Origin of the sequence: Brucella sp. H1_1004, from assembly GCF_047308065.1 — a bacterium.
Classification (GTDB): Bacteria; Pseudomonadota; Alphaproteobacteria; order Rhizobiales; family Rhizobiaceae; genus Brucella; species Brucella pseudogrignonensis_B.
Genome location: NZ_JAYKZA010000002.1, coordinates 1447973 through 1473203, shown reverse-complemented (window position 1 = coordinate 1473203; position 25231 = coordinate 1447973). Strand labels below are relative to the sequence as shown.

The following is a 25231-nucleotide window of genomic DNA, read 5'->3' as shown; positions in this document are numbered from 1 at the left end:
AAACCGGCGGAAACGCCGGTTTTCTTTTTAGTTTAGAGCGCGCTCCGAAAAGTTTGAAGCGCTCTGGTGTTTTATGGTCAGGCCTTTTGCTGTGGCAGCCAAGCTTCAAGACGGCGAACCACTTCCTCTATTTCCTCAATGCTGCCCGCATAGGAAAAGCGCATGGTTCGATGACCATCGATCGGATCGAAGTCCCGTCCCGGTGTCGCTGCAATATTGGTTTCAGCGATCATCTGACGTGCAAATTCCATACTGTCATTGGTGAAGCGCGAAACATCACAATAGGCGTAGAAAGCACCATCCATTGGCGCTGCAAGGCTCAATCCCATTGTTGGAAGGTGATCGAGCAGGATTTTGCGGTTCTGGCGATAGCGATCTTTCACGCGCTCTAGTTCCGCAGTCGCATTGAATGCTTCGATTGCAGCGCGCTGCGAAAGTTCAGGCGCCGAAATATAAAGGCTCTGACCGAGGCACTCGATTGCCCGCACATCAGCTTCCGGCAACACCATCCAGCCAATGCGCCAACCAGTCATACAATAATATTTTGAGAACGAGTTGATGATCGTCACGTCATCTGAAATCTGCAAAGCAGTTACATCTTCCGCTTCATAAGAAAGGCGGTGATAGATTTCATCCGAAATAACGCGAATGCCGAGTTCCTGCGCTGTTTCAATGATTGCCTTGAGTTCTGATTTTTCGATCACGGCACCCGTTGGGTTGGCCGGGCTTGCAAAAAGCACGCCTTTCAACGGCTTTTCGGCGTGCGCAACAGACAGTGCCTGAGCAGTCAGCGCGCCCGATGCGCCGCCTTCATTGGCGATTTCAACCACTTCAAGGCCAAGCGCCGTCAGAATGTTGCGATAGGCCGGATAACCCGGACGCGTGATTGCAACACGGTCGCCCGGATCGAAATAGACCAGAAATGCCAGATTAAACGCAGCCGACGAGCCTGTGGTAATCGCAATGCGCTGGGGCGAAACGGATACGCCATAGCTCTGCGCATAATGTGCAGCAATCGCCTCACGCAGTTCGATAAGACCAAGTGCATCGGTGTAACCGATGCGACCATCTTTCAGGGCGCGTTCCGCAGCCAGCCGCACAATTTGCGGCGCAGGGTCTGCTGGTTGGCCTACTGCCATCGAAATTATCGGATGGCCCGCCGCACGACGACGATTGGCCTCCGCCAGAACATCCATGGCGTGAAACGGTTCGACCGCGCTTCGGTTTGAAAGAGTATTCAACTTAGTCTCCAAGATGCAGGGAATGCAATGTTACTCCCTCGCCCTATAATCGCCGAATTGGTAAAGCAACAGCGGCTTTGGTAAAAACAGCGATGAAGATTGAGATAAAGCCCTTAAAGTAGATTTGACCTTTAAGATTCGCATCATTTTCTTTTAAGCAGGATGAGAGGCATAATGGGGAGCATGTCTGCAACTTTTCCAATGGAAGCGTTTTCTTTCCGCCGCGTCATCCGCCGTTCCGTAGCCGCATTTGCAGCTCTTGCTATCGGCGTTACAGGCGTATTACCTGCACAAGCTCAGTCACGTGGTGGTGGCGTTCCGATTGTACGCGATGCTGAAATTGAAGCGCTTGTTGCGGATTATGCTGGACCAATCCTTAAAGCAGCGAACTTGGGTGGACGCGGCGTCCGCGTCATTCTCGTCAATTCCCAAAGCTTCAATGCTTTTGTTGATGGGCGCCGTATTTTCATCAATACCGGCGCAATCATGCAGTCCGAAACGCCCAATGAAATTATCGGCGTAATTGCGCATGAAGCAGGTCACATTGCAGGCGGCCATCAGGATCGTTTGCGTGAACAATTAAGCCGTGCCCGCACCATGGCCGTTATTGGCATGTTGCTTGGCGTTGGTGTCGGTGTTGCGGGTGCTGCATCAGGCAGTAGCGGCGCTGCGGGTGCAGGCGGCGGCATTGCCATGGGTAGTAACGAAATGGCAATGCGCAGCCTGTTGAGCTATCAGCGCACCGAAGAAATCACTGCGGATCGTCTGGCGGTGAATTATCTCAATGCAACTGGCCAATCGACAAAAGGAATGCTCGATACATTCCAGCGCTTTGCTTCTGCACTTTCCCTTTCCGGCACGCAGATCGATCAGTATCGCATTAGCCATCCCTTGCCGCGCGAACGCATAGCCAATCTGGAAGAACTCGCAAAAAAGAGTCCGAATTACAACAAGACGGACTCAGCTGCTCTCCAGCTCAGGCATGATATGGCGCGTGCTAAGATCGCTGCCTATTCTAACAATATGGGCGCATTGCAACGCATGTTCAAAGCCAATCCTGGTGGCTTGCCTGCGCGTTACGGCAGTGCAATCACAACTTACCTGAACGGCTCGGCGCGTTCCGCAATTCCGAAGTTCGAAGCGCTGATTAAAGAACAGCCAAAAAATCCGTATTTCCATGAAATGATGGGCGAAGTGCTGATTAAGGCAAACGACGCTCAAGGTGCAGCAAAAGCATTCCAGCGCGCTGTTGCATTGGATACGCGTAAGTCACCATTGCTGCGGATGAGCTATGGCCGCGCTTTAATGCTGACCGGCACCAAAGCTAATATGCCGAATGCAATCAAGGAGCTAAAAGCAGGGATTGCAGCCGACCCTGAGTTTCCGGGAGGATATGGTTATCTCGCACAGGCTTATGGCCAGTCTGGCGATATGGCGCGTGCTGATCTTGCAACAGCGGACATGAACTACTATTCCGGCAACCTACAGCAGGCCCAGATTTTTGCTATTCGCGCTCAAAAGCAGATGAAACGGGGAACGCCCGACTGGCTGCGTGCGCAAGACATCATCAACGCCAAAGCGAAGAAAAAATAATCCCCAGACATCCCAATTGAGAATGTCTGAGCGGTTTTTCAGAACGTAAGAAAGTGGTCTATATGAAGAATGTAATTTGGGGCGCATTGACTGGCGGCGTCATTGGTGTCGGGGCCCTCGCTCTCGGCTATTATGCAGGAACTGAAAAGCATCCAGCGCCAGTTGCCCCGATTGAGGCGGCCGCGGCACCTACTATGACCCAGCAGGCTATTGAAAGCATTGTGCGCAATTACCTGCTACAGAATCCTGAAATCATGGTCGAAGTGCAAACGGCACTTGAAAGCAAGCAGGCAGAGGCTGCTCAAGAACAGGTGAAGCAGGTTCTGGCTTCCAGTCAGGATCAGCTTTTCAATCCAGCACATGACGCAGTGTTCGGTAATCCAGACGGTGACGTCACGGTTTATGAGTTTTTCGATTATAATTGCGGCTATTGCAAACGCGCCCTGCCCGACATGGAAGCGATCCTCAAAAACGATAAGAATGTTCGCTTCGTGATGAAAGAATTTCCGATCCTCGGACCAGACTCGATGCGTGCGCATGTCGTAGCGCAGGCTTTCAAAGCTTTGATGCCGGAAAAATATGTCGAGTATCATGAAGTTCTTTTAGGCGCACAGGAGCGTGCGACCGAAGCTTCAGCTATCGCTGACGCAGTCAAGCTGGGTGCTGATGAAGCCCAGCTTCGCGAGAAGATGAAAGACCCTGCGATCACAAAATCTTTCCAGGAGACCTATCAGCTCGCACAAAAGCTTAACATCACCGGAACGCCATCTTACATCATCGGAAACGATCTGGTGCCGGGTGCAATCGGTGCCGAAGGTCTGATCGAAAGAATCGCCGCTGCACGTACAGCTGATAAAAGCTGAGCCGATTAGGAGCGCGCCCTGCAGTTTTTCTTCAGGGCGCGATCCACTCGCCAAAACAAATAAGTGACTATTTTTGCCACAAATTGCATTCATTCCACAAAGAATAGCGGGAAAAACGCTGTGGTGTAACATTAGCATTAATTTAGAGGGTTTCAGCTTGCGTCTAACCTCTCTATATGGAATGCGAAGTGTAATCGAAATTTCGTAATAGGCCCGTAATCCATAACGGATGAACATGGTAAAAACGGTTTTTGTTCTGAACGGCCCCAATCTCAATCTTCTTGGGAAGCGCGAGCCGGGCATCTACGGTGTGGCAACGCTCGATGATATCGAAGCGAGCTGCAAACGCGAATCTGAACAACTGGGCCTTACTGTCGATTTTCGTCAGACGAATTACGAAGGTGATCTGGTCAGCTGGATTCAGGAAGCAGGCGATAAAAACGCCTATGTCCTGATAAACCCGGCTGCTTACAGTCATACTTCGGTTGCTATTCACGATGCGATCCGCTCGGCCAAGGTAACGGTTGTTGAGGTGCATCTGTCGAATATTCATGCGCGTGAAGCGTTCCGGCATCATTCCTATGTCTCCGCAGTCGCCAAGGGCGTTATCTGCGGCTTTGGCGCGGAAGGATACCTGCTCGGCCTGCGCGCACTCGCGGCAATTGCCAAAGAAGAAGAAAACAACGGGTAAGCGTAAAGGGGCCTGATATGTCCAGCAAAACTTCCGTCATCGATAAAGATACAATCCGCGATCTCGCGAACATTCTCAATGAAACCGACCTCACCGATATCGAAGTCGAACATGGTGAACTCCGCATTCGCGTTTCGCGCAATGTAACGGTTCAGGCAGCGGCAACTGTCATGCAGGCAGCACCGGTTGCTGCCGCTGCACCTGTTGCTACTGCTGCTGTAGCCACAGAGCCGACCAAAGCGGAACTTAGCAAGAATGCGGTTCCTTCACCAATGGTCGGCACGGCCTATCTCGCGCCCGCTCCTGGCGCACGCAACTTCATCGAAGTTGGCACACAGGTTAAGGAAGGCCAGACCCTTCTCATCATCGAAGCTATGAAGACCATGAACCAGATCGCCGCTCCACGTGCTGGCACGGTTAAGGCAATTCTGGTTGAAGATGCAGCGCCTGTTGAATTCGGCGAACCACTTGTCGTCATTGAATAAGACGACCCATTGGGTCATTAGAGCGTGTCGCACCCTATGGTATCCTCAACGCTCGCTCTATCTCTTTGTTTTTAAGCATGTCTTTATCTCAAAACCGGTTTCCACTTTTGAGAGACATGCTTTAGAATTCAGGCTTATTCAATGAACGGGCAGCAAAGCGCAATGTTTCAAAAGATACTCATAGCCAATCGTGGCGAAATCGCTCTTCGTGTGCTCAGGGCTTGTAAAGAACTGGGCATCAAGACGGTCGCAGTTCATTCCACGGCAGACGCCGATGCGATGCATGTTCGTCTTGCTGACGAAAGCGTGTGCATTGGACCGCCTCCATCACGCGACAGCTACCTGAATATTCATCAAATCGTTGCCGCCTGTGAAATCACCGGCGCGGATGCAATCCATCCGGGCTACGGTTTCCTTTCCGAGAATGCCAAGTTCGCTGAGATTCTTGAAGCACATGGCATTACCTTCATCGGACCAACTTCTTCGCATATCCGTATCATGGGCGACAAGATTGAAGCCAAGCGCACCGCTAAGCGCCTCGGCATCCCAGTCGTTCCCGGTTCAGATGGTGGCGTAACCGACGAAGGCGAAGCCAAGCGCATCGCAAAAGAAATCGGCTATCCAGTCATCATCAAGGCATCTGCCGGTGGTGGTGGCCGCGGTATGAAGGTCGCGCGCACTGAAGATGATCTGGCCGTAGCACTTGCCACAGCGCGTACCGAAGCGGGTGCAGCTTTTGGTGATGATGCAGTTTACATCGAGAAATATCTCGAAAAGCCACGTCACATCGAAGTACAGGTCATGGGCGATGGTGCCGGCAATGCAATCCATCTTGGCGAACGCGACTGCTCGTTGCAGCGTCGTCACCAGAAGGTCTGGGAAGAAGCCAATTCGCCAGCGTTGAATGCGGAAGCACGCGACAAGATCGGCATGATCTGTGCCAATGCTGTGGCCGATATGGGCTATCGCGGCGCAGGCACGATCGAATTTCTCTATGAAAACGGCGAGTTCTATTTCATCGAAATGAACACCCGTCTTCAGGTGGAGCATCCAGTCACTGAAGCTATTACCGGCATCGACCTCGTTCACGAGCAGATCCGCGTAGCAGCTGGTCTCGGCCTTTCCGTCAAGCAGAGCGATGTTCGCTTCCATGGCCATGCCATTGAATGCCGCATCAATGCTGAAGATCCGCGCAACTTCACGCCTTCACCGGGCCTGATCACCCACTACCATACACCGGGTGGCCTTGGTATCCGTGTGGATTCGGGCGTTTACTCCGGCTACCGCATTCCGCCATATTACGATAGCCTCATCGGCAAGCTGATCGTCCATGGCCGCAACCGTGTTGAATGCATGATGCGTCTGCGTCGCGCACTTGATGAGTTCGTGGTCGATGGCGTCAAGACGACCCTGCCCCTGTTCCAGGACCTGATTTCCAATCAGGACATTGCTAATGGTGACTATGACATCCATTGGCTGGAGAAGTATCTGGCTCAACAGTCAGAAACATCAGGGGCATAAATAAATTGCCCGCAGGAGCTTCCCCGGACGACTATTCAATCGACCCGGAATTGCTCCTGCGGGCCTATGCCACCGGGGTTTTCCCTATGGCAGAAGAGGCGGACGATCCAGAGATTTTCTGGGTACGTCCCGATAAGCGCGGCATCATCCCGCTTGATGGCTTTCACGTTCCGAAAAGCCTTCAAAAAACCATCCGACAAGCTGTTTTTGAAATTAAGCTCGACAGTGATTTTGAGGGCGTTATCGACGGCTGCGCGAGTGGCTCCGGCGAACGTGCGCGAACATGGATCAACGCTCCCATCCGTGAGGCTTATGGTAAGCTTTTTGAGGCTGGTCATTGCCACACGGTTGAAGCATGGCATGACGGTCAGCTGGTTGGCGGGCTATATGGCGTAACGCTGGGCCGCGCTTTCTTCGGTGAAAGCATGTTCACACGCAAGCGCGACGCATCAAAGGTCTGCCTTGCTTATCTCGTTGAGCACCTGAAGAAACAGGGATTTGTGCTGCTGGATACGCAATTTACCACAGCCCACCTTGAGCGCTTTGGCGCAATCGAAGTGAAGCGCAAAAAATATGAAGCGCTTCTTGATGAAGCGCTTCAAGGCAATGCCATTTTTTAAATCTAATGATTATTTACGCTGATCCGGCGGTGGAACATCAGATTTCTGTTTACAGTCTTTCAGCCATACGTCATAGATCGGATGCTCAACGGCATTCAGACCCGGGCTATCAGCAAACATCCAGCCGGTGAAGATGCGACGAATCTTACGATCAAGCGTAATTTCATCAACTTCGACAAAACTATCGGTACGCGGAGTTTCGCTCTCGGTACGCGAATAGCAAACCTTCGGCGTTACCTGTAGCGCACCGAACTGCACGGTCTCATTAATATAAACGTCAAAGCTGGTAATACGGCCTGTGATCTTATCCAGCCCCGAAAACTCTGCAACGGGATTAGAAATACGCTCGGCATAAGCTGCATTGAAGCTGAACGAACCAACCAACAGCGCGAGCAAAGCAGCCTTAGATGTCTGCTTGAACCAGTTTTTACCGTTTATAGCCGTGCCGGGAGAATACTTCGTCAAAACGGATATCCGTATCAATCTGGTTAATTATAGCGCCGGGATAATTCCTAGGGATTAAATGTGACGATTCGTTGCCCAGTCGCAAGCAACAATGCCGTATCGTCACACAGCTGAGGCATATATCCTCAGCCCATTTACGCAAACCGCGCGCAATAAAATACGGCATGAATAATCATGCCGTATTTTCTGCTTAATTAGTTACCCGGTGTCCAGGCGTCATATTCACCCGTAACGCGCGGACGTTCGCCCGGTGTTGTTCCCGGAATAGCAATCGCGCCCTTTGGACGATAAGCGAGTGGCGAACCTGTAAGGTTCTGCAAATGTGGCTTCTGCCAGTCACGTGGCTTGTAGTCTTCCTTGCTTGGCGGTGTATCAACGCGGTGATGAATCCACCCATGCCAGCCCGGAGGGATCGCGCTTGCTTCTGCATAACCGTTGAAAATCACCCAGCGACGGGTACGACCTTCAGAGTCTTTGCCACCCTGATAGTAGATATTACCAAACTCATCTTCGCCAACCCGTTCGCCTTTGCGCCAGGTATGAAGGCGGGTGCCAAGCGTCTGGCTATTCCACCACGTGAAGACTTGCGTAATAAATGTTTTCATGACCTATCCAGATCCGTTATTGCCACAGGCAGAATAACTGCCGGGTTTTGAACGCTTATGGCCCTATCAAAGGCACAAGGCAAGGGGCAAGTTGCCGCTGTCACAAGAGTATGATGCAGCAGCAAAGAGTTGCTACATGCTCCAGCCTTCAAGAGACTTTTCCATAATCAGCACAGGCTCTTTGCAATTGGGATCGCCCCAATCTTCGCTGCGGCCGACCTGCGCATAGCCTTTACGCTCGTAAAAACGAACAGACTTTACGTTGCGCTCGATGACTTCAAGATGCATCGTATTAACGCCGGGAAAAGCCATTTCAATTTCCGCCAGCAGCATCGTACCGATGCCCTGAACCTGTGCTTCAGGGCGCACATAAAGCTGATGCAGCGAGGCCTTGCCCTCTCCGGTCTGGCTCGCAAAAGCCATGCCATCGATACCGCCCTCGCCGTTATCTGCAACGATGAATTCCGAATATGGCTTCTTCAGATTGGCTTTAAGCGCAGCTACGGAGTGCCACTGGCCAGTGACGGCATTCACCGTCTCCTGACCAAGAATATCATCGAAAGTCGCATGCCAAGTTGAAACCAGCAATTCGTGCACGGCCTTCAGATCGGCTTCACTGGCGCTGCGAACCCACATTATTCTTCAATCCCGAGCTTGGACTTAACCAGATCGTTAACGGCCTGCGGGTTAGCCTTGCCGCCCGTTGCCTTCATGACCTGACCAACAAACCAGCCAGCCATGCTCGGCTTTTCCTTGGCCTGCTGAGCCTTTTCCGGGTTGGCTGCAATGATGTCGTCAACAGCCTTCTCGATCGCGCCGGTATCAGTCACCTGCTTCATGCCGCGATCTTCGACAATCTGCTTCGGTTCGCCACCTTCGTTCCAGACAATTTCAAACAATTCCTTAGCGATTTTGCCGGAAATTGTACCGTCCTTAATCAGATCAATAATCGCGCCGAGCTGTGCAGGCGTAACAGGCGATTCTTCAATGTCCTTGCCCGCCTTGTTCAGCGCACCAAGAAGATCGTTGATGACCCAGTTTGCCGCCAGTTTGCCATCACGACCATCACAAACGACTTCGTAATAATCGGCAATGGATTTTTCACTGACGAGAATCGACGCGTCATAAACCGAAATGCCGAGCTTTTCGACAAAACGATCTTTCTTAACGTCTGGCAGTTCTGGCAGATCGGCGGCAAGTGCATCAACAAATGCCTGATCAAATTCAAGCGGCAGCAAGTCTGGATCTGGAAAATAGCGATAGTCATGCGCTTCTTCCTTGGAGCGCATCGAACGAGTTTCACCCTTCACCGGATCAAACAGACGTGTTTCCTGATCGATAGAACCGCCGTCTTCCAGAATAGCAATCTGGCGACGTGCTTCATATTCAATTGCCTGACCAACAAAGCGGATCGAGTTGACATTCTTGATTTCGCAGCGTGTTCCGAACTCACCGCCCGGACGACGAACGGAAACGTTCACGTCGGCACGCATAGAGCCTTCATCCATGTTGCCGTCGCAAGTGCCAAGATAGCGGACAATCGTGCGCAGCTTGGTCAGATAAGCACGCGCTTCATCCGATGAGCGCAGATCAGGCTTGGAAACGATTTCCATCAGCGCCACGCCAGAGCGATTCAGATCTACATAGGACATGGTCGGATGCTGATCATGGATCGACTTACCCGCATCCTGTTCCAGATGCAAACGCTCAATACCAATCTCAACGTCTTCGAACTGGCCCTTATTGTCGGGGCCGACCGAAATCATGATCTTACCTTCGCCAATGATCGGCTGCTTGAACTGCGAAATCTGATAACCCTGCGGCAAATCAGGGTAAAAGTAATTTTTGCGGTCGAAAACTGACTTCAAGTTGACCTGAGCATTAAGGCCAATGCCGGTACGAACCGCTTGTTTTACGCATTCAATATTGATCACCGGCAACATGCCCGGCATCGCAGCATCCACCAGAGATACATTCGCATTAGGCTCCGCGCCGAACGCTGTGGACGAACCGGAGAAGAGCTTCGATTCGGATGTGACCTGTGCGTGGACTTCCATGCCAATGACGACTTCCCAGTCGCCGGTGGCGCCAGAGATGAAGCGTTTCGGTTCTGGTGTGCGCGTATCAATAAGGGTCATGCTGGCTCGCAAATATTCGGATTGAGCTAAAAACTGATTGATTACTGGCTAGAGCAAACCCCCATAGGATGCAAGCTTTTCGGCCGGTCAATTCGATGTGGTCAAACAGATAAGGCCGCGCAATGCGCGGCCAATTCCATATTCATATCAAAGAAAGAATTAAGCCTCGTCGGACTTTTCTTCTGTCTTCTTCTTAGGAGCTGCTTTCTTTTTAGGAGCAGCCTTCTTTGCTGGCTTTGCTTCAGCACCATCTTCGTCTTCTGCAGTCAGCTCTTCCTTCGAAACCTTCTTATCGGTCACGTTGATGTTTGCGAGCAGATGGTCAACGACCTTTTCTTCGAAAATTGGTGCGCGCAGGTTAGCAACTGCATCCGGCGTCTTGCGCAGGAATTCGTAGATTTCCTTTTCCTGACCTGGGTAGCGGCGAACTTGATCAAAAACCGCACGCTGCAGTTCTTCTTCGGTCACTTCTACGCCAGCCTTTTCGCCGATTTCGGAGAGAACCAGACCGAGACGAACGCGGCGTTCAGCAAGCTTGCGATATTCTTCGCGAGCAGCTTCTTCCGTAGTTTCTTCGTCTTCAAACGTACGACCAGCCTGCTGCAGGTCGAAGTTGATCTGCTGCCAGATGTTGTTGAATTCGGCTTCAACCAGCTTTTCAGGGGTTTCAAAAGCGTAATCGCCATCGAGCGCGTCAAGAATCTGACGCTTTACCTTTTGACGGGTAATCTGGCCGTACTGGCTTTCGATCTGCTCACGAACAACCTGACGCAGACGCTCAAGCGACTCAATGCCGAGCTTCTTTGCAGTTTCGTCGTCGAGAACGAGTTCTCCGGCCTTTTCAACGCCCTTAACAGTGATATCGAAGGTCGCTTCTTTGCCAGCAAGATGTGCTGCGCCGTATTCAGCAGGGAAAGTTACGTTGATAACCTTCTCATCGCCAGCCTTAAGGCCAACGAGCTGTTCTTCAAATCCAGGAATGAACTGGTTCGAACCAAGAACGAGCTGAGCGTCGGTGTCTGCGCCGCCTTCAAAGGCTTCGCCGTCGAGCTTGCCGAGATAGTCGATCGTTACGCGATCTTCGTTTTCAGCTTTGCCCTTCTTCGCTTCATAAGTGCGGGTCGAGGAAGCAATGCGCTTAACCTGTTCGTCAACTTCTTCTTCCGAAATGTCGACAACTTCACGGGTTACAGCTATCTTGCTGAAATCCTTGACTTCGATCTTTGGCAGAACTTCGTAAGTCAGCGAGAAAACGAAATCGGCCTTGCCGTCGAGAACCTTTTCAGCTTCTTTTTCGTCTTCCGACATCGAAACGACTGGCTGGGTTGCCGACTTTTCGTTGCGGTCAGCAAGAATCGAGCGCGATGAATCATTGAGGATTTCGTTCACGATCTCTGCCATGAAGGACTTACCGTAGGTCTTGCGCAGGTGCGCAGTTGGCACCTTACCTGGACGGAAACCGTTGATCTTAGCACGACCGCGCGCGGTCTCTAGGCGTTCAGAGAGCTTCGCTTCGAGATCTCCGGCAGGAACCACGACTTTAATCTCGCGCTTCAGCCCTTCATTAAGCGTTTCGGTAACCTGCATGTTCAAACCTTCACTTCTATCATTGTCCCGCCGTTGCCGGCGCTTTTGCCTTGTCGCGGGAGAGAAATTCTTTGCCTTGAGGCAGTTGGTGCGGATAGAGAGCAGCCGCACCTAACCCCCCACCTTGATTTTGTTACACAATATCCACCTTAACGGCAGTCTTGTATCCCATTTTGTGTCACGTTGCGTGACGCACATGAGCGCTGCAAAATCACACGTTGGCGCACCTACTACAATCACTAAGCCGAAAAGACAAGATCGTATTGAAATAGAGCGTTTTCAATCATCAAAATATTAAAGCTAATGACATGCACTTACTCCGCCCCTTCATGGTGGCCTTTCTAGTTAAACATCACTCGAAAGAGTTTTCCTCAAATTTCCACAACGGTAAGAACTCGGATTGACTCTTTCCCAAAATGAGAACATTTTAGGAACATTCCCCTATAGCGCGGAATATGTTCCTTAGTGCCTACGTACTCGGGACAGGTTTCGTGCGCCCTGTTTTCTGGAGTTTGAAATGCGCCTGCCTGAGACGATAGAACGGCTGTACCTCGACTTTGATGGCTTCTTTGCGTCAGTCGAGCAACAGTGCGACAAGCGTCTGCGCGGCAGGCCAATCGGTGTTGTTCCATTTGAAGGCACCAATCGAACCGCCGTGATTGCCTGCTCAAAAGAGGCGAAAGCGATGGGCGTGAAGAATGTGATGCCAATCAAGGACGCGCTTCGGGTTTGTCCGGATCTCATTCTCGTGCCACAGAACCCAGATCTATACCGACGAGCGCATAACGCGCTGCTCTGCGAGATTGAAACCGTCATCGCGATTGATACGGCCAAGAGCATCGATGAGATGACGTGCGTGCTGGACGATAGTGGCAAGCGGGATCCTGAATTACTTTCTAAGCGCATCAAGTCCGCTATCGCTGACAATATCGGGCCATACATCACCAGCTCCATTGGTTTCGCTGCGAACCGCCAGTTGGCAAAGATTGCTTGCAAGGCGGGTAAAGACGACAGCAAGCGCCACGGCAGCTATGGCAACGGCCTTGCGATCTGGCATCCGGCATCAATGCCAGCCCCTTTGCTGAAAATCCAACTAGAAGACATTCCCGGCATAGGATCGAGTTTGGCGCAGCGCCTTTATAAAAACCGCGTCTACACCACAGAACAGCTCTACGCACTGCAACCAAAGCATATGCGCAAGATTTGGAACAACGTGAACGGTGAGCGTCTTTGGTATGCCTTGCATGGATATGACATCCAAGCACCAGAACAACAGCGCGGCATGTTTGGCCATGGGCGCGTGCTTCCGCCAGAGTCGCGTAAGATCGATGGCGCTTATGAAATCTCACGCCTCTTGCTGACAAAAGCTGCACGCCGCCTGCGCCGGGAAAACTTCTATGCTGGAGGCTTATGGCTCTGGCTATCAATCCACGAAGGCTCATGGCTTGGCAAACAAGGGCTATCCGTCGTGAATGACGATCAAGCGATATTGGCTGGCCTCAATGCACTCTGGAACCGAGTCCGCCGAGAGTTTCCACGAGGAACGACGATCTTCCGCGTCGGCGTCACACTGTATGACTTATCGCCAGCTGATGAGCGTCAAATAGATCTGCTCAATAATGACGATCAGCTGCGCCAGAAATGGGAACGCGCAAACGGGGCTGTCGACAAGCTCAACAGTAAGTATTCCGGCACAATCGTTAGCATGGGAGAATGGAAGCCACCGGCAGGCGGACATGTTGGCGGAAAGATCAGTTACACCCGCATTCCATCAGCTGAGGACTTCTGGTGATAGGAAACTGGAAAACTCATATCAAAGTCGGAGATCTGGCAGACGATCAAAAGCTGGAGCTGATTTGCCGAAAATGTAACCGACTGGCTTACACCGATAAATTATTGCTCTGCGAGACGGTTGATCGTTCGCAGCTCTATCTTGATCAGATCGAGAGCATGGCACGCTGCAAAGGACGCGGCTGTAAAGGCACTATGCGCCTATCCATGGTGCGCCTTAAAGAAATGAGCGGTTTTGTGGGTGGTTTAGCATGAGCGGATACGGAACGGACAATGGCCGTGTTTCAAAGCCCGGAGGCAAGTGGGAACATTGGTGCGATGCTGACGGATGCAAAGCGTGGGGCACATATGGTTACAAAACAAAATATGGCCAACTTTGGTTTTGCTACGAACATAAGCAGGAAGGTGAAGACGCTTTGGCTGGACGAAGGTAATAAACGCGCTAACTGCTTTCTTAAAAGGGAGAGCACTATGTTGAAACCTAAGCAGGCCGGTAACTATCCAGATCGAGATCTAGATTGTCAGGAAGCCGTATCGGAGGGCATTTCAGACTTGATCGAACAAGCGGCATTGTCCGGAACATCAGAAGCCGACGCCGCTGCCGCTATAGCTGATACCGGCGTACCAGGCATACGCGATCTCATTGATGATGCAGTTGCAGCTGGCTGGTCAGCCGAAGAAACGGCAACAGCAATCAAAGTTGTTTCGGCAGGCATGTATCGCGGCTACACCGGCACAGAACCGGATGAATGAAAACAAATCTAAAACGCAAAAAGCCCCGTTAAAACGGGGCTTGTTTATTATGGCTTGCGCAGCCGGGTGCTGATTATTTCGAACAAAGCATCACTAATCCACATGCCGCTGACGCCAACAACAAATGCTGCGGCATGCAAGCCAACATTCGTGCCATCATCCGGAGGCAGCGGGAAATTGACCGCCCGAAGATAATGGACAATCGGGCCAGTGAGATATCCTGCTGCCAACGCACCGCAGATGGGCGATGCTATTGTCTCTTTCATGGATGATTTTTTGCGGGACAATGCCCGCAAGATACCCCCAGCAAAGCCAGCGAGCAGAACCGATGTTTTTAGGCCGTATTCGCTGAATGGATCATCCATTACTTTTTGCCCCAAATGTCTTTCGCTGTATGTCCGCCCATGTAGAGCGCTAGAAATGTGATTGTCAGGCTGACGAGGACGCTTAGATCGGGAATGTCGAAGCCCACGCCTGTCATGCCGCTGACAATTGGCGCGGCCATAAGCGCATAAAACCAAGCCAGCATGAGAAACCACATCCATGCCGGACGCCAAGCCCATGTCCAAAGGCTTTCCGACTTGTTCATTTCTGCTAACAGCAAGCTATTGGTGAGTTTCTGCTGTTCAATGTAAAGCTGGATGATCTCTTTATCATTGTCAGCCACCGTGACAGCGGCATCGATCTGTTCAGCAGGAACAGACGGAATAGCAACGGCATCTACACCAAGACTTTCTGCAATCGTGTCTACGACTGTTCCCGCCAGACCACCGATTGTCGAGCCAAGCTGCGCTGTAATAATGTCTTTGATGACGCCGGACCCAGTTCGCACAGCAGACGACAGGATCGTTTCTAAGATTGCATTGCTCATGCTTCTGCTTCCTTGGTGAAAGCGTCAGAGCGCGTTTTATTTACATGAGAGCGCCAGACGAGAAAAACGACGAGTGCAACAGCGCCGACGATCAAGCCAGCCGTAAGCCAGTGGGCCACCTGATCGGATACCGCATAAGTGCCAGTGCCACCTGCCCCGGTAGCAGCTGCGCCTGATGCCTGTTGCTTTGCTTTAGATGCAGCAGCCTTTGCTTCGGTCTGGAGTGCCACAGTTGCAGCAGCAGCAGTTGACGCAGTGGCGACAATCATTTTGAGCGCCTGCGCTTCGCAAGCGGCAATGCGCGTTGTCCAACCCTTGCCGAAGGTGACGAAGGTTTTAAGTGATTGCACAAACCCGGTTCGCTTTGCGCAAATCTTTTTGACAATGGATCGAGCATCGGACACGCGAGCTTTCGCCAGTGTGTTAGGCCCGACGACGCCATCCTGCTTTACGCCGAGCGCCGCCTGCAACCACTTCGCACCACGCGCAGGACCCGACATCACGCCGCTGTCAAAGGTCGCCAGATCAATACCGAGTGGCAGGCTATCGCCTTGGATCGGTCGCCAGTAGTTTTTTTCATAGATCGGCTTCACGTCATCTAACGTCAGATTTTTGATGTCGAGGTTGGGATACGAGTGTGCGGCAATGCCGTACTTCGTACCTTTCAGCGTGCCGACGCCAACTTTGCCGCCCGTCCAATTGCCGGGATCTTTGCGGTTGCTGGAATAGCCACCCTCATATTTCAGAGTGAAAGCGAATGAGTTTGCGAAGTTGGCTTTCATGACAATTCATCCTTAAAGGCAGCAGAAAGCGCCGCGCCAAATGGAACGGTTCAATCTGTCGGTTTCTCAAAATTGTGGAATCGGGTCAGGCGCGACCAATACCCCAGCCCATAGGGGAGCCGCCCGTAACAGGTGTCGAAGCAGCTGGCGCCTGCGGCTTAGGTGTAGGAACTTCAGGCGTCTTCGGGCTGTTTTTATTGGTCTTTGGAGACGAAGACTTTTTCTTATCTTTCGACTTCGATGTGTCCGCGACCGGCTTAAGTTTGGCCTCGATGTCGGTCGTATAGCCAGACTTAGAAATCTTATGCGTTGCCGTCTCGATGATAAATTCCATCCCGTCAATTTCCGGCCGCACGTCTTTATAACCAAAGGGCGCGCCTGCCCGAATTGATGGATCACCGAAAACTGTCACGAACGTTTTAACTGTTTCAGACTTAAGGCTTTCAGCCTTAGACTTCGCAGCTTTCTTTGCTTCCGTTTCCGTAGCGAAGTTTTCCTTCAGGTTGTAATCGGCGCTGCCTTCATCGTCGCTATCTTCCTCGACTTCGACAGTCTCTGCGGTGGCACGATTGCGCGTTTTCGCACGAACTTTCTTGATCTTCTTGCGATAGGCAAAGTTAATGCGACACGTTCCCTGTACGATCTCATGCGGGCCGACAATGACAGGTGTTAAATTTTTGCCGGTCGCAGACTTTCCGCTTCCGCGCTTCGCAAATACAAGCTTGCCATCCTTGACCGAGAACAATGCGCCGTGGATTCGGGCGAGACGCTCGCAGACATGCATGTCGCTTTCGTCTTGCTGTCCGAACCATTCGTACCTATGCGCTGAAATCTCGTCATCGATGACAGGCTGCAATCCATTTTCGGAAGCAATCTGCTGCAAAATGTCTGCAACAGTCTTATCATCCCAGTGTCGAGACCGGCTCTGCTTGAACTTGTCGCGAACGTTCGCACCCCGGCCCCGAATATTCATGCCGTATGGCAGGCAGCGGATTTCGGGATCATCGACGGTGTAAGAGCCAAAAGCCAAAATGCCCGTTTCAAGATAACCGAGCGAAACTTCCAGCTTATCACCCTTCTTTGGGATCTCAGCAAAAGGATTGCCGTCGTTTATTTCGAAGTCGACGGAGTCGGACCCGACACCTTCTTTGTCAGTGACCGTCAAAGAAATGAGGCGTTCATTCATTATGGACGCGACAGCTTTGCCGTTGACTTTTATTTCAAAGGCTGGAGTCTTCATTTGGCACCGGGGTTTGCTGAAAAATACGATAGGGAGAATAAATGAAGCGTCACATTACTGGTATTGCACTTGGCTTAACTGCTTTAGTTTTTGGAAATTCAGCCCAATCTGAGACGACAAAGCCAACAAGCCAAGATCTATTAGCGGCGCTGGGGCACGTTAAGGTTATCAGCCAGGAAATAAAGAAGTCTGGTAGCAATCACAGTGTGATGGTTCAGATAAAAAACGAGAGTGATTTGGGATTCGGGTGGGTAACAGTGTCTTGTAGAATTATGAGGGGCAAAGATTTTGTTGATGTGGCTGAAGCTTACATAACCAATCTTCAGCCGGGCGAGACTGCTGGAGAGCAAGCATCATACACAGCAACTCCTGACAATTCTGACGCAGACAGAGCTATTTGCAGGCCAGCCATAGGTCTTTAGATTAATCCCATAGCGATACCACTGATTGACTGTCATCTGCTTGGCTCAACTGTGGCAGATGAATTTTTGTTCCTATCGGTAGTCGATGAGGCAATCCAGCAAGCCCGGGGTTCGCTTCCATGACCTGCTCGACATAGCCACTTTCGTCGCCGTAAACTTTGCGGCAAACGGCATCGAGCATTTCACCCTGTATGGTTGTATAGATACGGCTCATCAGGATCACCCGAACAATGATTGAATAACAGACACCGGCGAGAAGCCGCCGCCTGCGTAACGTTTGAGTTGGATGCGGAACACGTCCATGCGCGGTTGTCCAAGGCTGGTGTGATAAGTCTGATCTTCACTCACCCCCTCGACTACGTGCATGCCATAGACGTTGCCTGCCAGTGTTATGAGTGGCAGCACCGTGCCCGATGAAGCGGCACCGCGTAGCCCTTCCAAAACAGCTAAGCCGCCAAACTCGTGAGGAAAAAGCACACCTTCGATTGAAGTCGTATCCTCATCACCACCCGTCCACTGTAGGCGGTTCAATCCGCCTACAGTGTTGATGCTTGCCCACTTTGTAGAAAGATCCCGCCGCAATCCTTTGTAACCAAAATTCAACGAGTGGAACATGAATGGGCCGAGGCACATAGGAATTGCCATTACATTCCTCCGTCAGAAAATGCGCCATTTGAAGCAGCGGCGAGCCTGTCCGCGATTGCACGGGCCGTAGCATCTGGAGACGCGTTCGATGTCATATGAACTGTAATGTGGTTCGTGATTGATGGACGCTCAGGCGGGTTTGTTAAACGCACATCCTGCACACCGCTAGGTCTTGTTTCGACGGCAGATGCCACGGTGACGGAAGGGGTTCCGACTAACAATACATCCGCCGGGCCGGAATTCGCCGCCCTTGTTTGTATTCCGAAGTGATCTTTGGCGTTGAAGTTTGGGTCAGCTGCCTTTCCAAATAGTAAACTACTCCAGTTTATTGGCTGCTTAGCCCCGGCCACACCAGCACTGGGAGATGGCGCAGACAGCGCATCCCAGATTGCACCAAAGCTAAAAGGTTGCGTTGTCGCCTTTGCTGGTTGATCAGGAAGTGGTGCGGCTGGCAAAGCCTGCCCTGCACCGGAGCCATGCTTGTTTTTATGCTCATTGGATTTATCGACAAAAAACTCAGGCTCTATATACCGAGGATCGGATGGGCCTTTCGCTTCAAGTCCCTTGTATATTCCGTAAGCAATCATCCCCCAAAGTCCGCCTCGCGCCATAACACCGCCAGCACCTCCCCCAAAGCCCATAAATCGGCTCAACAAGCCAGCGCCAGCACCGGCACTGCCTGATACAGCTGCTGCACCGCCCCCAACGCCCGCCGCTGTAGTGACGGCGGTTGCGGCAGCAGTGCCTGCTATGAGGTTCCTTAACTTCAAAAGCGGGCCAGAAACAGCCAACAAGCCGCCAGCGATCATCGCCCATTCGACCATGGAAAGCTTAGCCAGATTGTCGGCAAATTCACCAATACTATTTGCCCCCTTCACCGCGTCAATCAATGTGATGGCTGCACTTGCCACCAGCCCAATTTTGCCAAAGGGCGACATAACCAGTCTTGAAATACCCCTGCCCATCGTGATCATAGCAGCCCCGGTGGCAGCAATACCGATAGCACTTATGACGGTGGCAGTTCCCGACATCTTACTGATGGCCTCGCTAAGGTTTCCCATAGCTCCGGAGAAATCACCTTCCCTAAGATCGCCAGCAAACGCTTTGAGGTCGATGCCGATCTTTCGAAAATTGTTCGACAGCTTGGCAAGATCAATCATGCGCTGATCAACTTGCGTGCCATCGCCTTCAAAGGCTTTGCCGAATAGCAGATCGCCGAGATCATTAATCATCTCGCGCATGCCGCCTGTTCCGCCATAGCCGAAACCGCTCATCAGGCCATTGACTGCCATCTGGATGTTGTCGATGACGCCAACGCGCTTATCAAGCGTGTCGACGACATCGCTTACGCCGAGCGAAAATTCCTTCAGTGTAGGAAGCCAGCTTTCACCATACTTGATGCCACGTGCACGAAGCTTATTACCGAGCATGTCAAGCACATTGCCGGTTGTGTCGGCGCGGATGATGAACTCCTGAAACGCAGATCCGGTATAATTTGCTTCAGTCGCGACCAACCCAAGCTGACGACGCAATTCGCGTGAATCGTTAATCAAGGGCATAAGAGCGCGAGCTTCGCGTCCAAAGATGTCTGTCGCCACCTCAACGCGTCTGTGTTCTGGCAGTTTGCTAATGCGGTCAAACACATCAAGCATAGTGCGAGCAGAATTTTTATTAAAAGCCTTACCAATTTTCTGCGAATTGACGCCAATAACCTTGAACGCTGCCTGCGCTCTTTTGGGTGCGTTGGCAGCCGTAGCCAGCCCCATGCCCATATTTCGAAATGAGGTGGCAGCAACTTCCGTTTCACCACCTGCCGAGATCATGGCACTACCAAAGGCCAGCGTTTCGGTCGCAGCGAAACCGAACATGTCACCTTGTGCGGCAACACGCTTTGAATAATCGACAAGGTTAGGTGCTGTCGACGCCGTGTTATTGCTGAGGTGGTTGATCGCATCAGCATATAGACCCGTTTCCTTGGTGGTCATATTCAGCTGAGTTTTAATCTTTGCAAGGGAGTCAGATGTATCGCGCTCGGAAGTATCCCAAGCCACTGACACCTGCGCTACCATCTTAGAAAAGTCGACGAGCTCTTCATAAGGAATGTTTGACTGTCCAGCAGCGGCAACAATTTCAGCAATACCTTGAGCCGAAGTGGGGATGACTTTCGACATCTCAAGGATTTCGTTTTTGAGAACGGATAGCTGCGCAGGCGTACCGTCGACAACCTTACGCACATCGGCAAAGGCTTCCTCGAACTTCATAGCAGCGCCGACCGTGCCGCCGATGCCTTCACGCACACCGACATAACCCGCACCAATCGCCAGCAGATTGCGCGCCAATGCGCCAGCCGAGAAACCACCGCCAGCACCCATGATGGCAGCGGTGGTTCTATTTGCGTGACCTGTCAATCCTCGCAGGGCCGCAGCTGCACCGCGAGCGGGACCTGATATCTGATCGACGAGAGAGACAACCAGTTTTGAAGTCAGAGTAGCCATTATCGTCCCTGCAATTTATCAAGCTCAATAATTTCATCGCGCCACCGCATTGCGTCATGCGGTGACATTTCCAGAAACGTCGTCAAGGGTGTGTGAAGTTTCTGGCAGAGCCAGACGGTCAGTCGTCGCCAGCCGGACTGTCCTGCGTCAAGAAAGGGGAAATCACCTTTGCGCACTTCTTATAATCAGCCATGGAAAATTCAATGATTTCCGGCTGTGTTGCGTCAGACAGCTGCGCGATCATCAGAGCCATAACGGCATTGTTGCCAGCATCCTTGGCGACGTTCTCGACCACGATCATGTCGGAGAGCTTCGGTTCGCGGATTGTGATTTCGTCGGTATTAGTACCGCCAAGCTTGTAAGCCTTGGAAAGCTTGATTGTTTTGGTATCAGACATTTGAGATGGCCTTTGATTTTGGCAAGCTTAGACGAGAAGCGCTGCGCGGATAGAAGAAGTGCGTGAAGTGCCGCCGATGGTAACATCGAACGGGGTCATTTCGATAAGCGTCGCGCCCTCGACTTCGAGCTTGTAGTAACGCAGCGTGATCTGGAAATCGTTTTCCGCCATATCGCCCGGCTTCCAACCGCCATGATCATTCTTGATCAGGCGACCACGGATATAAGCGGTGGCGTTGATGACCGTGCCATCCTCATGAACAAGCGCGCCTGTCACCATAAACTCGCGTTCGGCACCAACTTCGAGACCGAACAGCTTGATCACCTGCGGATCGAAACCGGAAAGCTTGAAGCTCGCTTCCATTTTCTCGAAGCCCATAGGCACGTCGATAGGCATAACCATACCGGCGTTTCGTAGCTCTTCGACTTTTTCAGTCGGTACAGGCAGAGTGATTTCACTTGCCTGCCCGATCTTGGATACGCGGTCTGCAAAGATCGTGCAGTTGCGCAGAATATAACGTGGCATGTCAGACATGAGTCTAACCCCTTATTGACGTTGAAACAGTGTGAGTGGGAAATGACTGGAGTTTAACCAGCCGTGCCAGAAGAAATCTGCTGCGCAACTTTGTTGAGCAGAAGCGTATAGCTTGCGATGTTACGATGCGCGGTAATGCGAATATCAACCATCGGTGCAGGCGGTTCGAACTTAACGCCAAGCTTGATGATACCCTGCGCCATGTCACCATCTGTGTTGCTATCAAGCAACCAGCAATCGTGACCGGGAAGGATTGCGCCCTCTTGCTCCATCTGGCGCAAGAAAGCGCGACCGCCTTCAACCATGAATTTGAGATTGGCTATCGTAAACGGCTTGTCGACAAATTCGAGGTAAGCCTTTTCCAGCGCCTCATTGATTGCATCGGCTGTGCGGCGAACCGGGATAAACTGCCAGAGTAATTCAGAGGCACAAGTCCAAACACCCCAAAGACGGAATCCGGTGTTGTCGATGTTAACAATCGTGTTGATCCGGTTTTCGTTGAGGTAGTTCGACTGATCGCCATATTCGATAGGTCGATTAACACCGACGATACCAGCAACAGCGACGTTAGAACCAGCCCACCAGAACCCTTGATCAAGATCCATCTTCGCCTGTCGTGCTGCAAAGATCGGCGAGGAAGGCGACGGTACATTCGCCTCTTGCGTATTGTCGAATTTCAGAACCTTCGGATCGCAGATAGCGATACGCCCAGAATTGATCAAACCTCGATACTGTACCGCCGCCTGATCTGTCGTGTCCGGCCCATCGACATATGCAACAGCTTTTAGCTTTTCTGCAACTCCCGCAAGTTCTGCGACAACCGGATTCATTACAGAGCCGATATTAGCGGTTGCAGTCGCGTCCTTTGCGCCAGTCTTGCCGGTGATAGTGACCGTCGGAGTGCCGGTATAACCGTAGCCAGCTTTGCGAACGATAATGCCCGTGATTGCACCTTCGACAACAATGGCTTCAGCTTCCGCGCCGGATCCGGTGCCAGTGATTGCAACGGTCGTGGTGTCAGCATCGTAGCCACTACCCCCGACGGTGACATTGATTGATGCAATGCCGTCAGCTGCCGAAGTCTGCGTAAAGCCCGGCGCGATAAGCAGCTTCGGCTTATAAAGACCATCGGATGATGCACGCCGGAACGCATGAACGCCGGTGAAAGCAGTCTGATCACCGATCAACGCCGCCCAAGTCGCAGCGGTCGTAAGTCCAGCCTCGACACGCACAACAACAATCGGACAGCCAACCTGATCAAAGATGCTGTCGATGGCTGATTTCAGTGTACCATCATTGCCGAGCGCATTGGCATCCTGCGCCCGCAGGATCTGCACCGGCTTATTTAGTGGGAAGGCAAGCGCATCTGCATCAGGCGCTGTGCCGATCAGACCAATGACAGCTGTCCGACCAATACGAACGAGAAGCGGGGTTTCAGCACTTTCGAATACACGCGTGCCATGGTGAAAGGACACAGATGCCATTGCGGCACTCCTACGATTAAGACCTCACAGGGTCGGGTTTTATGGGATTAAATGTTCAGGTGAACTCAGAACGCCGGTTGCGGCCACTCAATTGCATCAACAATCGCACGGGCTGCGGCTTCATCTTCTGCCGCATCAATGTCACGCTTGGCACCAAGGCGGATACTTTCAATCATCGCACCGATTTGCTGCCACTGTGCGAAGGCGGTGAGAACTACATCCGCAACCTCACCTATCGTTTCAGCTGTGATACCGACTTCCGATGACAGCGTCGGATAGTCAGAAGCCAGTTGATTGGTTGTTGCTTTGAACGCCTGCGCTTCAGCCACTTTCTGCTGATATGTCATCGCCTGCCCGTTGCCGGGTGTGATGTATTTTAACCGCTCAGCTTCAGCTGCAGTATCCACCGTGGCTTTTAACGCATCTTTGATGAAGCCCAACCCTGACGCGTCCCAACCTTCGCTGGAGATGATTGCGGCAATCTCGTTTTTAAGATCGTCCGGGCAGTGAAGGCTTTCACCGTCGTAACTGCATGTTTCAGAAACAACCGGCAGCAATTTTGCGAGAAGCGTTACATTTTCAGCTGAGAGCTTATATGATTTCATCTTAAATCCCTCCGATCAGCGAACCGGAAAAACCGAAGCCGCCGCCCGCCGATGTCGATACTGTGCCCGCAGATTCCTGCCGGACCACTACCTTTATCTGATCGTTAATTGCACAAGTTTCCAAAGTGGAAACGGCCAGCACTCGACCTCGCGTATTGGCCGATGTTTCAGCAACCAGTAATCCATTTCTCGAAATGAAAAGTTTTGAGATTGCATCTACGTCTGGCATCCAGAAATTCGCATTGAACTGGTAAACACCGGCTTTTTTGACGGTATAGACCCCCGATGAAATCGAATATCCACTTAAGGTATCGAATATTGTATTCGAGAACTTGACGTCGGTATTCACATTGGCCGGGATTGCCATGACGCCGAGGTTGTTCGCTTTGAACCCTGTGACTTGCGTTGGCATTTGTGGCGGTGTCAAAACAACCCAACAAGTGAGATTGGCGCTATAAACCAAGAGGACGGTAGCATTAAGGGCAGTGTCACCTACTCGAATTGCTTCGCCATCAGGACCCTTTAACGGTCTTGCTCCCAAGCCATTCAGATTGAATGTCGCGCCAGCATTCGGCTTAACTGCGAGACGCAGCAAAACCGGCAACCCATCGGAAAGGCTTACAGGCGCAGGCGACAATGCAGCTGTTAATGCCGCAGCCGTTCCGCCAGAGGTTGCATAGTTCCACTTTCCTGATTGAGCATCGAGAGCAAGTTTCTCGATATAGGTTCCAGCGATTTTCTCGAAAACGCGTCCATCGGGCAAACTGATGCCGTGGCCATCCGGCGGTGTGATGATGCCCCACCCAGCGGTAGTGTATTCTGCAACCTTCCCAGACTGTCCGGCCCATGCGCCTGTTGCACCTGCCGGCACCACATAAGCATCGCCCAATGCTGGCGTTGCCGGTGGAGCGGTGATGCTCATAGATAAGACTGAGATCCACGGCAGGCGTGAGAGGCGCTGAAGCGGAATGGTAAAAGCAGGATCTACAACAATCGTAATATTCGCGACGTTAGAAAACGCCACCTCAAGACGAACTGTGCCTTCGACTGTCTGTCCGCTTGCGGGCACAGGTTTGTTTATCGGAGGGTCGTAACGTGCAATAGCGATGAGGTCACCAGCATTGTCATAAAGACCAGCTTCGCGAATAGTGTACGGCCCTTCGGATGCTGCGAGAAAAATATCAAAATAGGCGACGTTCGAGGCACCAACTACCGTTCCATGACCAGAAATCGCCTTTCGTGCGATTTCATTATAAAGGGCAGTTTCACCGCCTGATGGAATCGTTGTGCCATCACCGATTGCGATGTGTGTGATAACGATAGCTGTGCCATTAGCGAGCGCCGCCGCTTCCTTGGCTCGCCCAAGGTTTGTCATCAACGCGAATGAATTTTGAGCCATACTC

Annotated in this window: 28 protein-coding genes; 10 read left to right on the top strand and 18 right to left on the bottom strand. The window is 51.8% G+C overall.

Features of this window, described 5'->3' with window-relative positions; all coding sequences use genetic code 11:
- Positions 1–77: 77 nt before the first annotated feature.
- On the bottom strand, positions 78–1241 hold the full coding sequence (locus tag U2P60_RS14495; RefSeq protein ID WP_413573145.1) for a pyridoxal phosphate-dependent aminotransferase: 1164 nt from the start codon (positions 1239–1241) through the stop codon (positions 78–80).
- Positions 1242–1415: 174 nt separating this feature from the next.
- Here U2P60_RS14495 and U2P60_RS14490 point away from each other — a divergent pair, with 174 nt between their 5' ends.
- From U2P60_RS14490 to aat, 6 genes are all read left to right on the top strand, one after another.
- Complete coding sequence (locus tag U2P60_RS14490) at positions 1416–2834, top strand: M48 family metalloprotease (protein ID WP_250039761.1); 1419 nt, start codon at positions 1416–1418, stop codon at positions 2832–2834.
- 62 nt (positions 2835–2896) lie between these two features.
- Positions 2897–3697: a DsbA family protein gene (locus tag U2P60_RS14485; RefSeq protein ID WP_413573144.1), complete on the top strand. Its 801-nt coding sequence runs from the start codon at positions 2897–2899 to the stop codon at positions 3695–3697.
- Between the two features lie 235 nt (positions 3698–3932).
- On the top strand, positions 3933–4388 hold the full coding sequence (gene aroQ, locus U2P60_RS14480; RefSeq protein WP_250039758.1) for a type II 3-dehydroquinate dehydratase: 456 nt from the start codon (positions 3933–3935) through the stop codon (positions 4386–4388).
- 17 nt (positions 4389–4405) lie between these two features.
- Positions 4406–4873: an acetyl-CoA carboxylase biotin carboxyl carrier protein gene (gene accB / locus U2P60_RS14475; protein ID WP_313828448.1), complete on the top strand. Its 468-nt coding sequence runs from the start codon at positions 4406–4408 to the stop codon at positions 4871–4873.
- 162 nt (positions 4874–5035) lie between these two features.
- Complete coding sequence (gene accC, locus U2P60_RS14470) at positions 5036–6394, top strand: acetyl-CoA carboxylase biotin carboxylase subunit (protein WP_313828447.1); 1359 nt, start codon at positions 5036–5038, stop codon at positions 6392–6394.
- 50 nt (positions 6395–6444) lie between these two features.
- Positions 6445–7014 carry a leucyl/phenylalanyl-tRNA--protein transferase gene (aat, locus tag U2P60_RS14465; protein ID WP_413573806.1) on the top strand — a complete coding sequence of 190 codons (570 nt, stop codon included), beginning with the start codon at positions 6445–6447 and terminating at the stop codon, positions 7012–7014.
- A gap of 9 nt (positions 7015–7023) precedes the next feature.
- On the opposite strand, the gene U2P60_RS14460 is transcribed toward aat, so the two are convergent.
- From U2P60_RS14460 to tig, 5 genes are all read right to left on the bottom strand, one after another.
- Positions 7024–7494 (bottom strand): DUF2155 domain-containing protein, encoded by a 471-nt coding sequence (locus tag U2P60_RS14460; protein ID WP_413573804.1) that lies wholly within the window; start codon positions 7492–7494, stop codon positions 7024–7026.
- A gap of 179 nt (positions 7495–7673) precedes the next feature.
- Positions 7674–8084: an NADH:ubiquinone oxidoreductase subunit NDUFA12 gene (locus U2P60_RS14455; RefSeq protein ID WP_413573143.1), complete on the bottom strand. Its 411-nt coding sequence runs from the start codon at positions 8082–8084 to the stop codon at positions 7674–7676.
- Between the two features lie 132 nt (positions 8085–8216).
- Positions 8217–8720: an N-acetyltransferase family protein gene (locus U2P60_RS14450; protein ID WP_413573142.1), complete on the bottom strand. Its 504-nt coding sequence runs from the start codon at positions 8718–8720 to the stop codon at positions 8217–8219.
- Positions 8720–10222 carry an Asp-tRNA(Asn)/Glu-tRNA(Gln) amidotransferase subunit GatB gene (gatB, locus tag U2P60_RS14445; RefSeq protein WP_413573141.1) on the bottom strand — a complete coding sequence of 501 codons (1503 nt, stop codon included), beginning with the start codon at positions 10220–10222 and terminating at the stop codon, positions 8720–8722. Before gatB ends, U2P60_RS14450 begins: the two co-directional genes overlap by 1 nt.
- Positions 10223–10381: 159 nt before the next feature.
- The gene (tig, locus tag U2P60_RS14440) at positions 10382–11809 is read right to left on the bottom strand and encodes a trigger factor (protein ID WP_413573140.1); all 1428 of its coding nucleotides are present in this window, start codon (positions 11807–11809) and stop codon (positions 10382–10384) included.
- A 517-nt stretch (positions 11810–12326) separates the two neighbouring features.
- On the opposite strand from tig, the gene U2P60_RS14435 reads away from it, so the two are divergent.
- The 3 genes from U2P60_RS14435 to U2P60_RS14425 are packed head-to-tail and all read left to right on the top strand — an operon-like array spanning position 12327 to position 14353.
- Positions 12327–13601, top strand: a complete 1275-nt coding sequence (locus U2P60_RS14435) for a Y-family DNA polymerase (protein ID WP_413573139.1) — start codon at positions 12327–12329, stop codon at positions 13599–13601.
- A complete protein-coding gene (locus tag U2P60_RS14430; RefSeq protein ID WP_413573138.1) occupies positions 13598–13855 on the top strand; it encodes a hypothetical protein in 258 nt (85 codons plus the stop codon). Before U2P60_RS14435 ends, U2P60_RS14430 begins: the two co-directional genes overlap by 4 nt.
- 18 nt (positions 13856–13873) lie before the next feature.
- Complete coding sequence (locus U2P60_RS14425) at positions 13874–14353, top strand: hypothetical protein (protein WP_413573137.1); 480 nt, start codon at positions 13874–13876, stop codon at positions 14351–14353.
- A gap of 47 nt (positions 14354–14400) precedes the next feature.
- On the opposite strand, the gene U2P60_RS14420 is transcribed toward U2P60_RS14425, so the two are convergent.
- The 4 genes from U2P60_RS14420 to U2P60_RS14405 form a co-directional block, all read right to left on the bottom strand.
- Positions 14401–14718 carry a hypothetical protein gene (locus tag U2P60_RS14420; protein ID WP_413573136.1) on the bottom strand — a complete coding sequence of 106 codons (318 nt, stop codon included), beginning with the start codon at positions 14716–14718 and terminating at the stop codon, positions 14401–14403.
- Complete coding sequence (locus U2P60_RS14415) at positions 14718–15224, bottom strand: 3TM-type holin (RefSeq protein ID WP_413573135.1); 507 nt, start codon at positions 15222–15224, stop codon at positions 14718–14720. Before U2P60_RS14415 ends, U2P60_RS14420 begins: the two co-directional genes overlap by 1 nt.
- Positions 15221–16006 (bottom strand): glycoside hydrolase family 108 protein, encoded by a 786-nt coding sequence (locus U2P60_RS14410; protein WP_413573134.1) that lies wholly within the window; start codon positions 16004–16006, stop codon positions 15221–15223. Before U2P60_RS14410 ends, U2P60_RS14415 begins: the two co-directional genes overlap by 4 nt.
- Positions 16007–16091: 85 nt before the next feature.
- Positions 16092–17192 (bottom strand): phage late control D family protein, encoded by a 1101-nt coding sequence (locus U2P60_RS14405; protein ID WP_413573133.1) that lies wholly within the window; start codon positions 17190–17192, stop codon positions 16092–16094.
- Between the two features lie 95 nt (positions 17193–17287).
- Here U2P60_RS14405 and U2P60_RS14400 point away from each other — a divergent pair, with 95 nt between their 5' ends.
- A complete protein-coding gene (locus tag U2P60_RS14400; protein ID WP_413573132.1) occupies positions 17288–17668 on the top strand; it encodes a hypothetical protein in 381 nt (126 codons plus the stop codon).
- Between the two features lies 1 nt (position 17669).
- Here the strand turns inward: U2P60_RS14400 and U2P60_RS14395 are convergent, their stop codons facing one another.
- From U2P60_RS14395 to U2P60_RS14360, 8 genes are all read right to left on the bottom strand, one after another.
- The gene (locus U2P60_RS14395) at positions 17670–17882 is read right to left on the bottom strand and encodes a tail protein X (protein ID WP_413573131.1); all 213 of its coding nucleotides are present in this window, start codon (positions 17880–17882) and stop codon (positions 17670–17672) included.
- Positions 17883–17887: 5 nt separating this feature from the next.
- Entirely contained in the window at positions 17888–18313 is a 426-nt protein-coding gene (locus tag U2P60_RS14390; protein WP_413573130.1) for a phage tail protein, read from the bottom strand.
- On the bottom strand, positions 18313–20808 hold the full coding sequence (locus U2P60_RS14385; protein WP_413573129.1) for a phage tail tape measure protein: 2496 nt from the start codon (positions 20806–20808) through the stop codon (positions 18313–18315). Before U2P60_RS14385 ends, U2P60_RS14390 begins: the two co-directional genes overlap by 1 nt.
- Positions 20809–20926: 118 nt before the next feature.
- Complete coding sequence (locus U2P60_RS14380; protein WP_413573128.1) at positions 20927–21205, bottom strand: phage tail assembly protein; 279 nt, start codon at positions 21203–21205, stop codon at positions 20927–20929.
- A 27-nt stretch (positions 21206–21232) separates the two neighbouring features.
- Entirely contained in the window at positions 21233–21739 is a 507-nt protein-coding gene (locus U2P60_RS14375; RefSeq protein ID WP_413573127.1) for a phage major tail tube protein, read from the bottom strand.
- 53 nt (positions 21740–21792) lie between these two features.
- Positions 21793–23223, bottom strand: coding sequence for a phage tail sheath subtilisin-like domain-containing protein (locus U2P60_RS14370; RefSeq protein WP_413573126.1), 1431 nt, complete (start codon positions 23221–23223; stop codon positions 21793–21795).
- A gap of 65 nt (positions 23224–23288) precedes the next feature.
- Positions 23289–23828 carry a hypothetical protein gene (locus U2P60_RS14365; protein WP_413573125.1) on the bottom strand — a complete coding sequence of 180 codons (540 nt, stop codon included), beginning with the start codon at positions 23826–23828 and terminating at the stop codon, positions 23289–23291.
- A 1-nt stretch (position 23829) separates the two neighbouring features.
- Positions 23830–25227, bottom strand: a complete 1398-nt coding sequence (locus U2P60_RS14360; protein WP_413573124.1) for a phage tail protein — start codon at positions 25225–25227, stop codon at positions 23830–23832.
- Positions 25228–25231: the final 4 nt, after the last annotated feature.

Coding starts and splice junctions, on each gene's coding strand:
- U2P60_RS14490 (WP_250039761.1), top strand. CDS start 1,416: ATGGGGAGCATGTCTGCAACTTTTCCAATGGAAGCGTTTTCTTTCCGC.
- U2P60_RS14485 (WP_413573144.1), top strand. CDS start 2,897: ATGAAGAATGTAATTTGGGGCGCATTGACTGGCGGCGTCATTGGTGTC.
- aroQ (WP_250039758.1), top strand. CDS start 3,933: ATGGTAAAAACGGTTTTTGTTCTGAACGGCCCCAATCTCAATCTTCTT.
- accB (WP_313828448.1), top strand. CDS start 4,406: ATGTCCAGCAAAACTTCCGTCATCGATAAAGATACAATCCGCGATCTC.
- accC (WP_313828447.1), top strand. CDS start 5,036: ATGTTTCAAAAGATACTCATAGCCAATCGTGGCGAAATCGCTCTTCGT.
- U2P60_RS14455 (WP_413573143.1), bottom strand. CDS start 8,084: ATGAAAACATTTATTACGCAAGTCTTCACGTGGTGGAATAGCCAGACG.
- U2P60_RS14450 (WP_413573142.1), bottom strand. CDS start 8,720: ATGTGGGTTCGCAGCGCCAGTGAAGCCGATCTGAAGGCCGTGCACGAA.
- gatB (WP_413573141.1), bottom strand. CDS start 10,222: ATGACCCTTATTGATACGCGCACACCAGAACCGAAACGCTTCATCTCT.
- tig (WP_413573140.1), bottom strand. CDS start 11,809: ATGCAGGTTACCGAAACGCTTAATGAAGGGCTGAAGCGCGAGATTAAA.
- U2P60_RS14435 (WP_413573139.1), top strand. CDS start 12,327: ATGCGCCTGCCTGAGACGATAGAACGGCTGTACCTCGACTTTGATGGC.
- U2P60_RS14425 (WP_413573137.1), top strand. CDS start 13,874: ATGGCCGTGTTTCAAAGCCCGGAGGCAAGTGGGAACATTGGTGCGATG.
- U2P60_RS14420 (WP_413573136.1), bottom strand. CDS start 14,718: ATGGATGATCCATTCAGCGAATACGGCCTAAAAACATCGGTTCTGCTC.
- U2P60_RS14415 (WP_413573135.1), bottom strand. CDS start 15,224: ATGAGCAATGCAATCTTAGAAACGATCCTGTCGTCTGCTGTGCGAACT.
- U2P60_RS14410 (WP_413573134.1), bottom strand. CDS start 16,006: ATGAAAGCCAACTTCGCAAACTCATTCGCTTTCACTCTGAAATATGAG.
- U2P60_RS14405 (WP_413573133.1), bottom strand. CDS start 17,192: ATGAATGAACGCCTCATTTCTTTGACGGTCACTGACAAAGAAGGTGTC.
- U2P60_RS14400 (WP_413573132.1), top strand. CDS start 17,288: ATGAAGCGTCACATTACTGGTATTGCACTTGGCTTAACTGCTTTAGTT.
- U2P60_RS14395 (WP_413573131.1), bottom strand. CDS start 17,882: ATGAGCCGTATCTATACAACCATACAGGGTGAAATGCTCGATGCCGTT.
- U2P60_RS14390 (WP_413573130.1), bottom strand. CDS start 18,313: ATGGCAATTCCTATGTGCCTCGGCCCATTCATGTTCCACTCGTTGAAT.
- U2P60_RS14385 (WP_413573129.1), bottom strand. CDS start 20,808: ATGGCTACTCTGACTTCAAAACTGGTTGTCTCTCTCGTCGATCAGATA.
- U2P60_RS14380 (WP_413573128.1), bottom strand. CDS start 21,205: ATGTCTGATACCAAAACAATCAAGCTTTCCAAGGCTTACAAGCTTGGC.
- U2P60_RS14375 (WP_413573127.1), bottom strand. CDS start 21,739: ATGTCTGACATGCCACGTTATATTCTGCGCAACTGCACGATCTTTGCA.
- U2P60_RS14370 (WP_413573126.1), bottom strand. CDS start 23,223: ATGGCATCTGTGTCCTTTCACCATGGCACGCGTGTATTCGAAAGTGCT.
- U2P60_RS14365 (WP_413573125.1), bottom strand. CDS start 23,828: ATGAAATCATATAAGCTCTCAGCTGAAAATGTAACGCTTCTCGCAAAA.
- U2P60_RS14360 (WP_413573124.1), bottom strand. CDS start 25,227: ATGGCTCAAAATTCATTCGCGTTGATGACAAACCTTGGGCGAGCCAAG.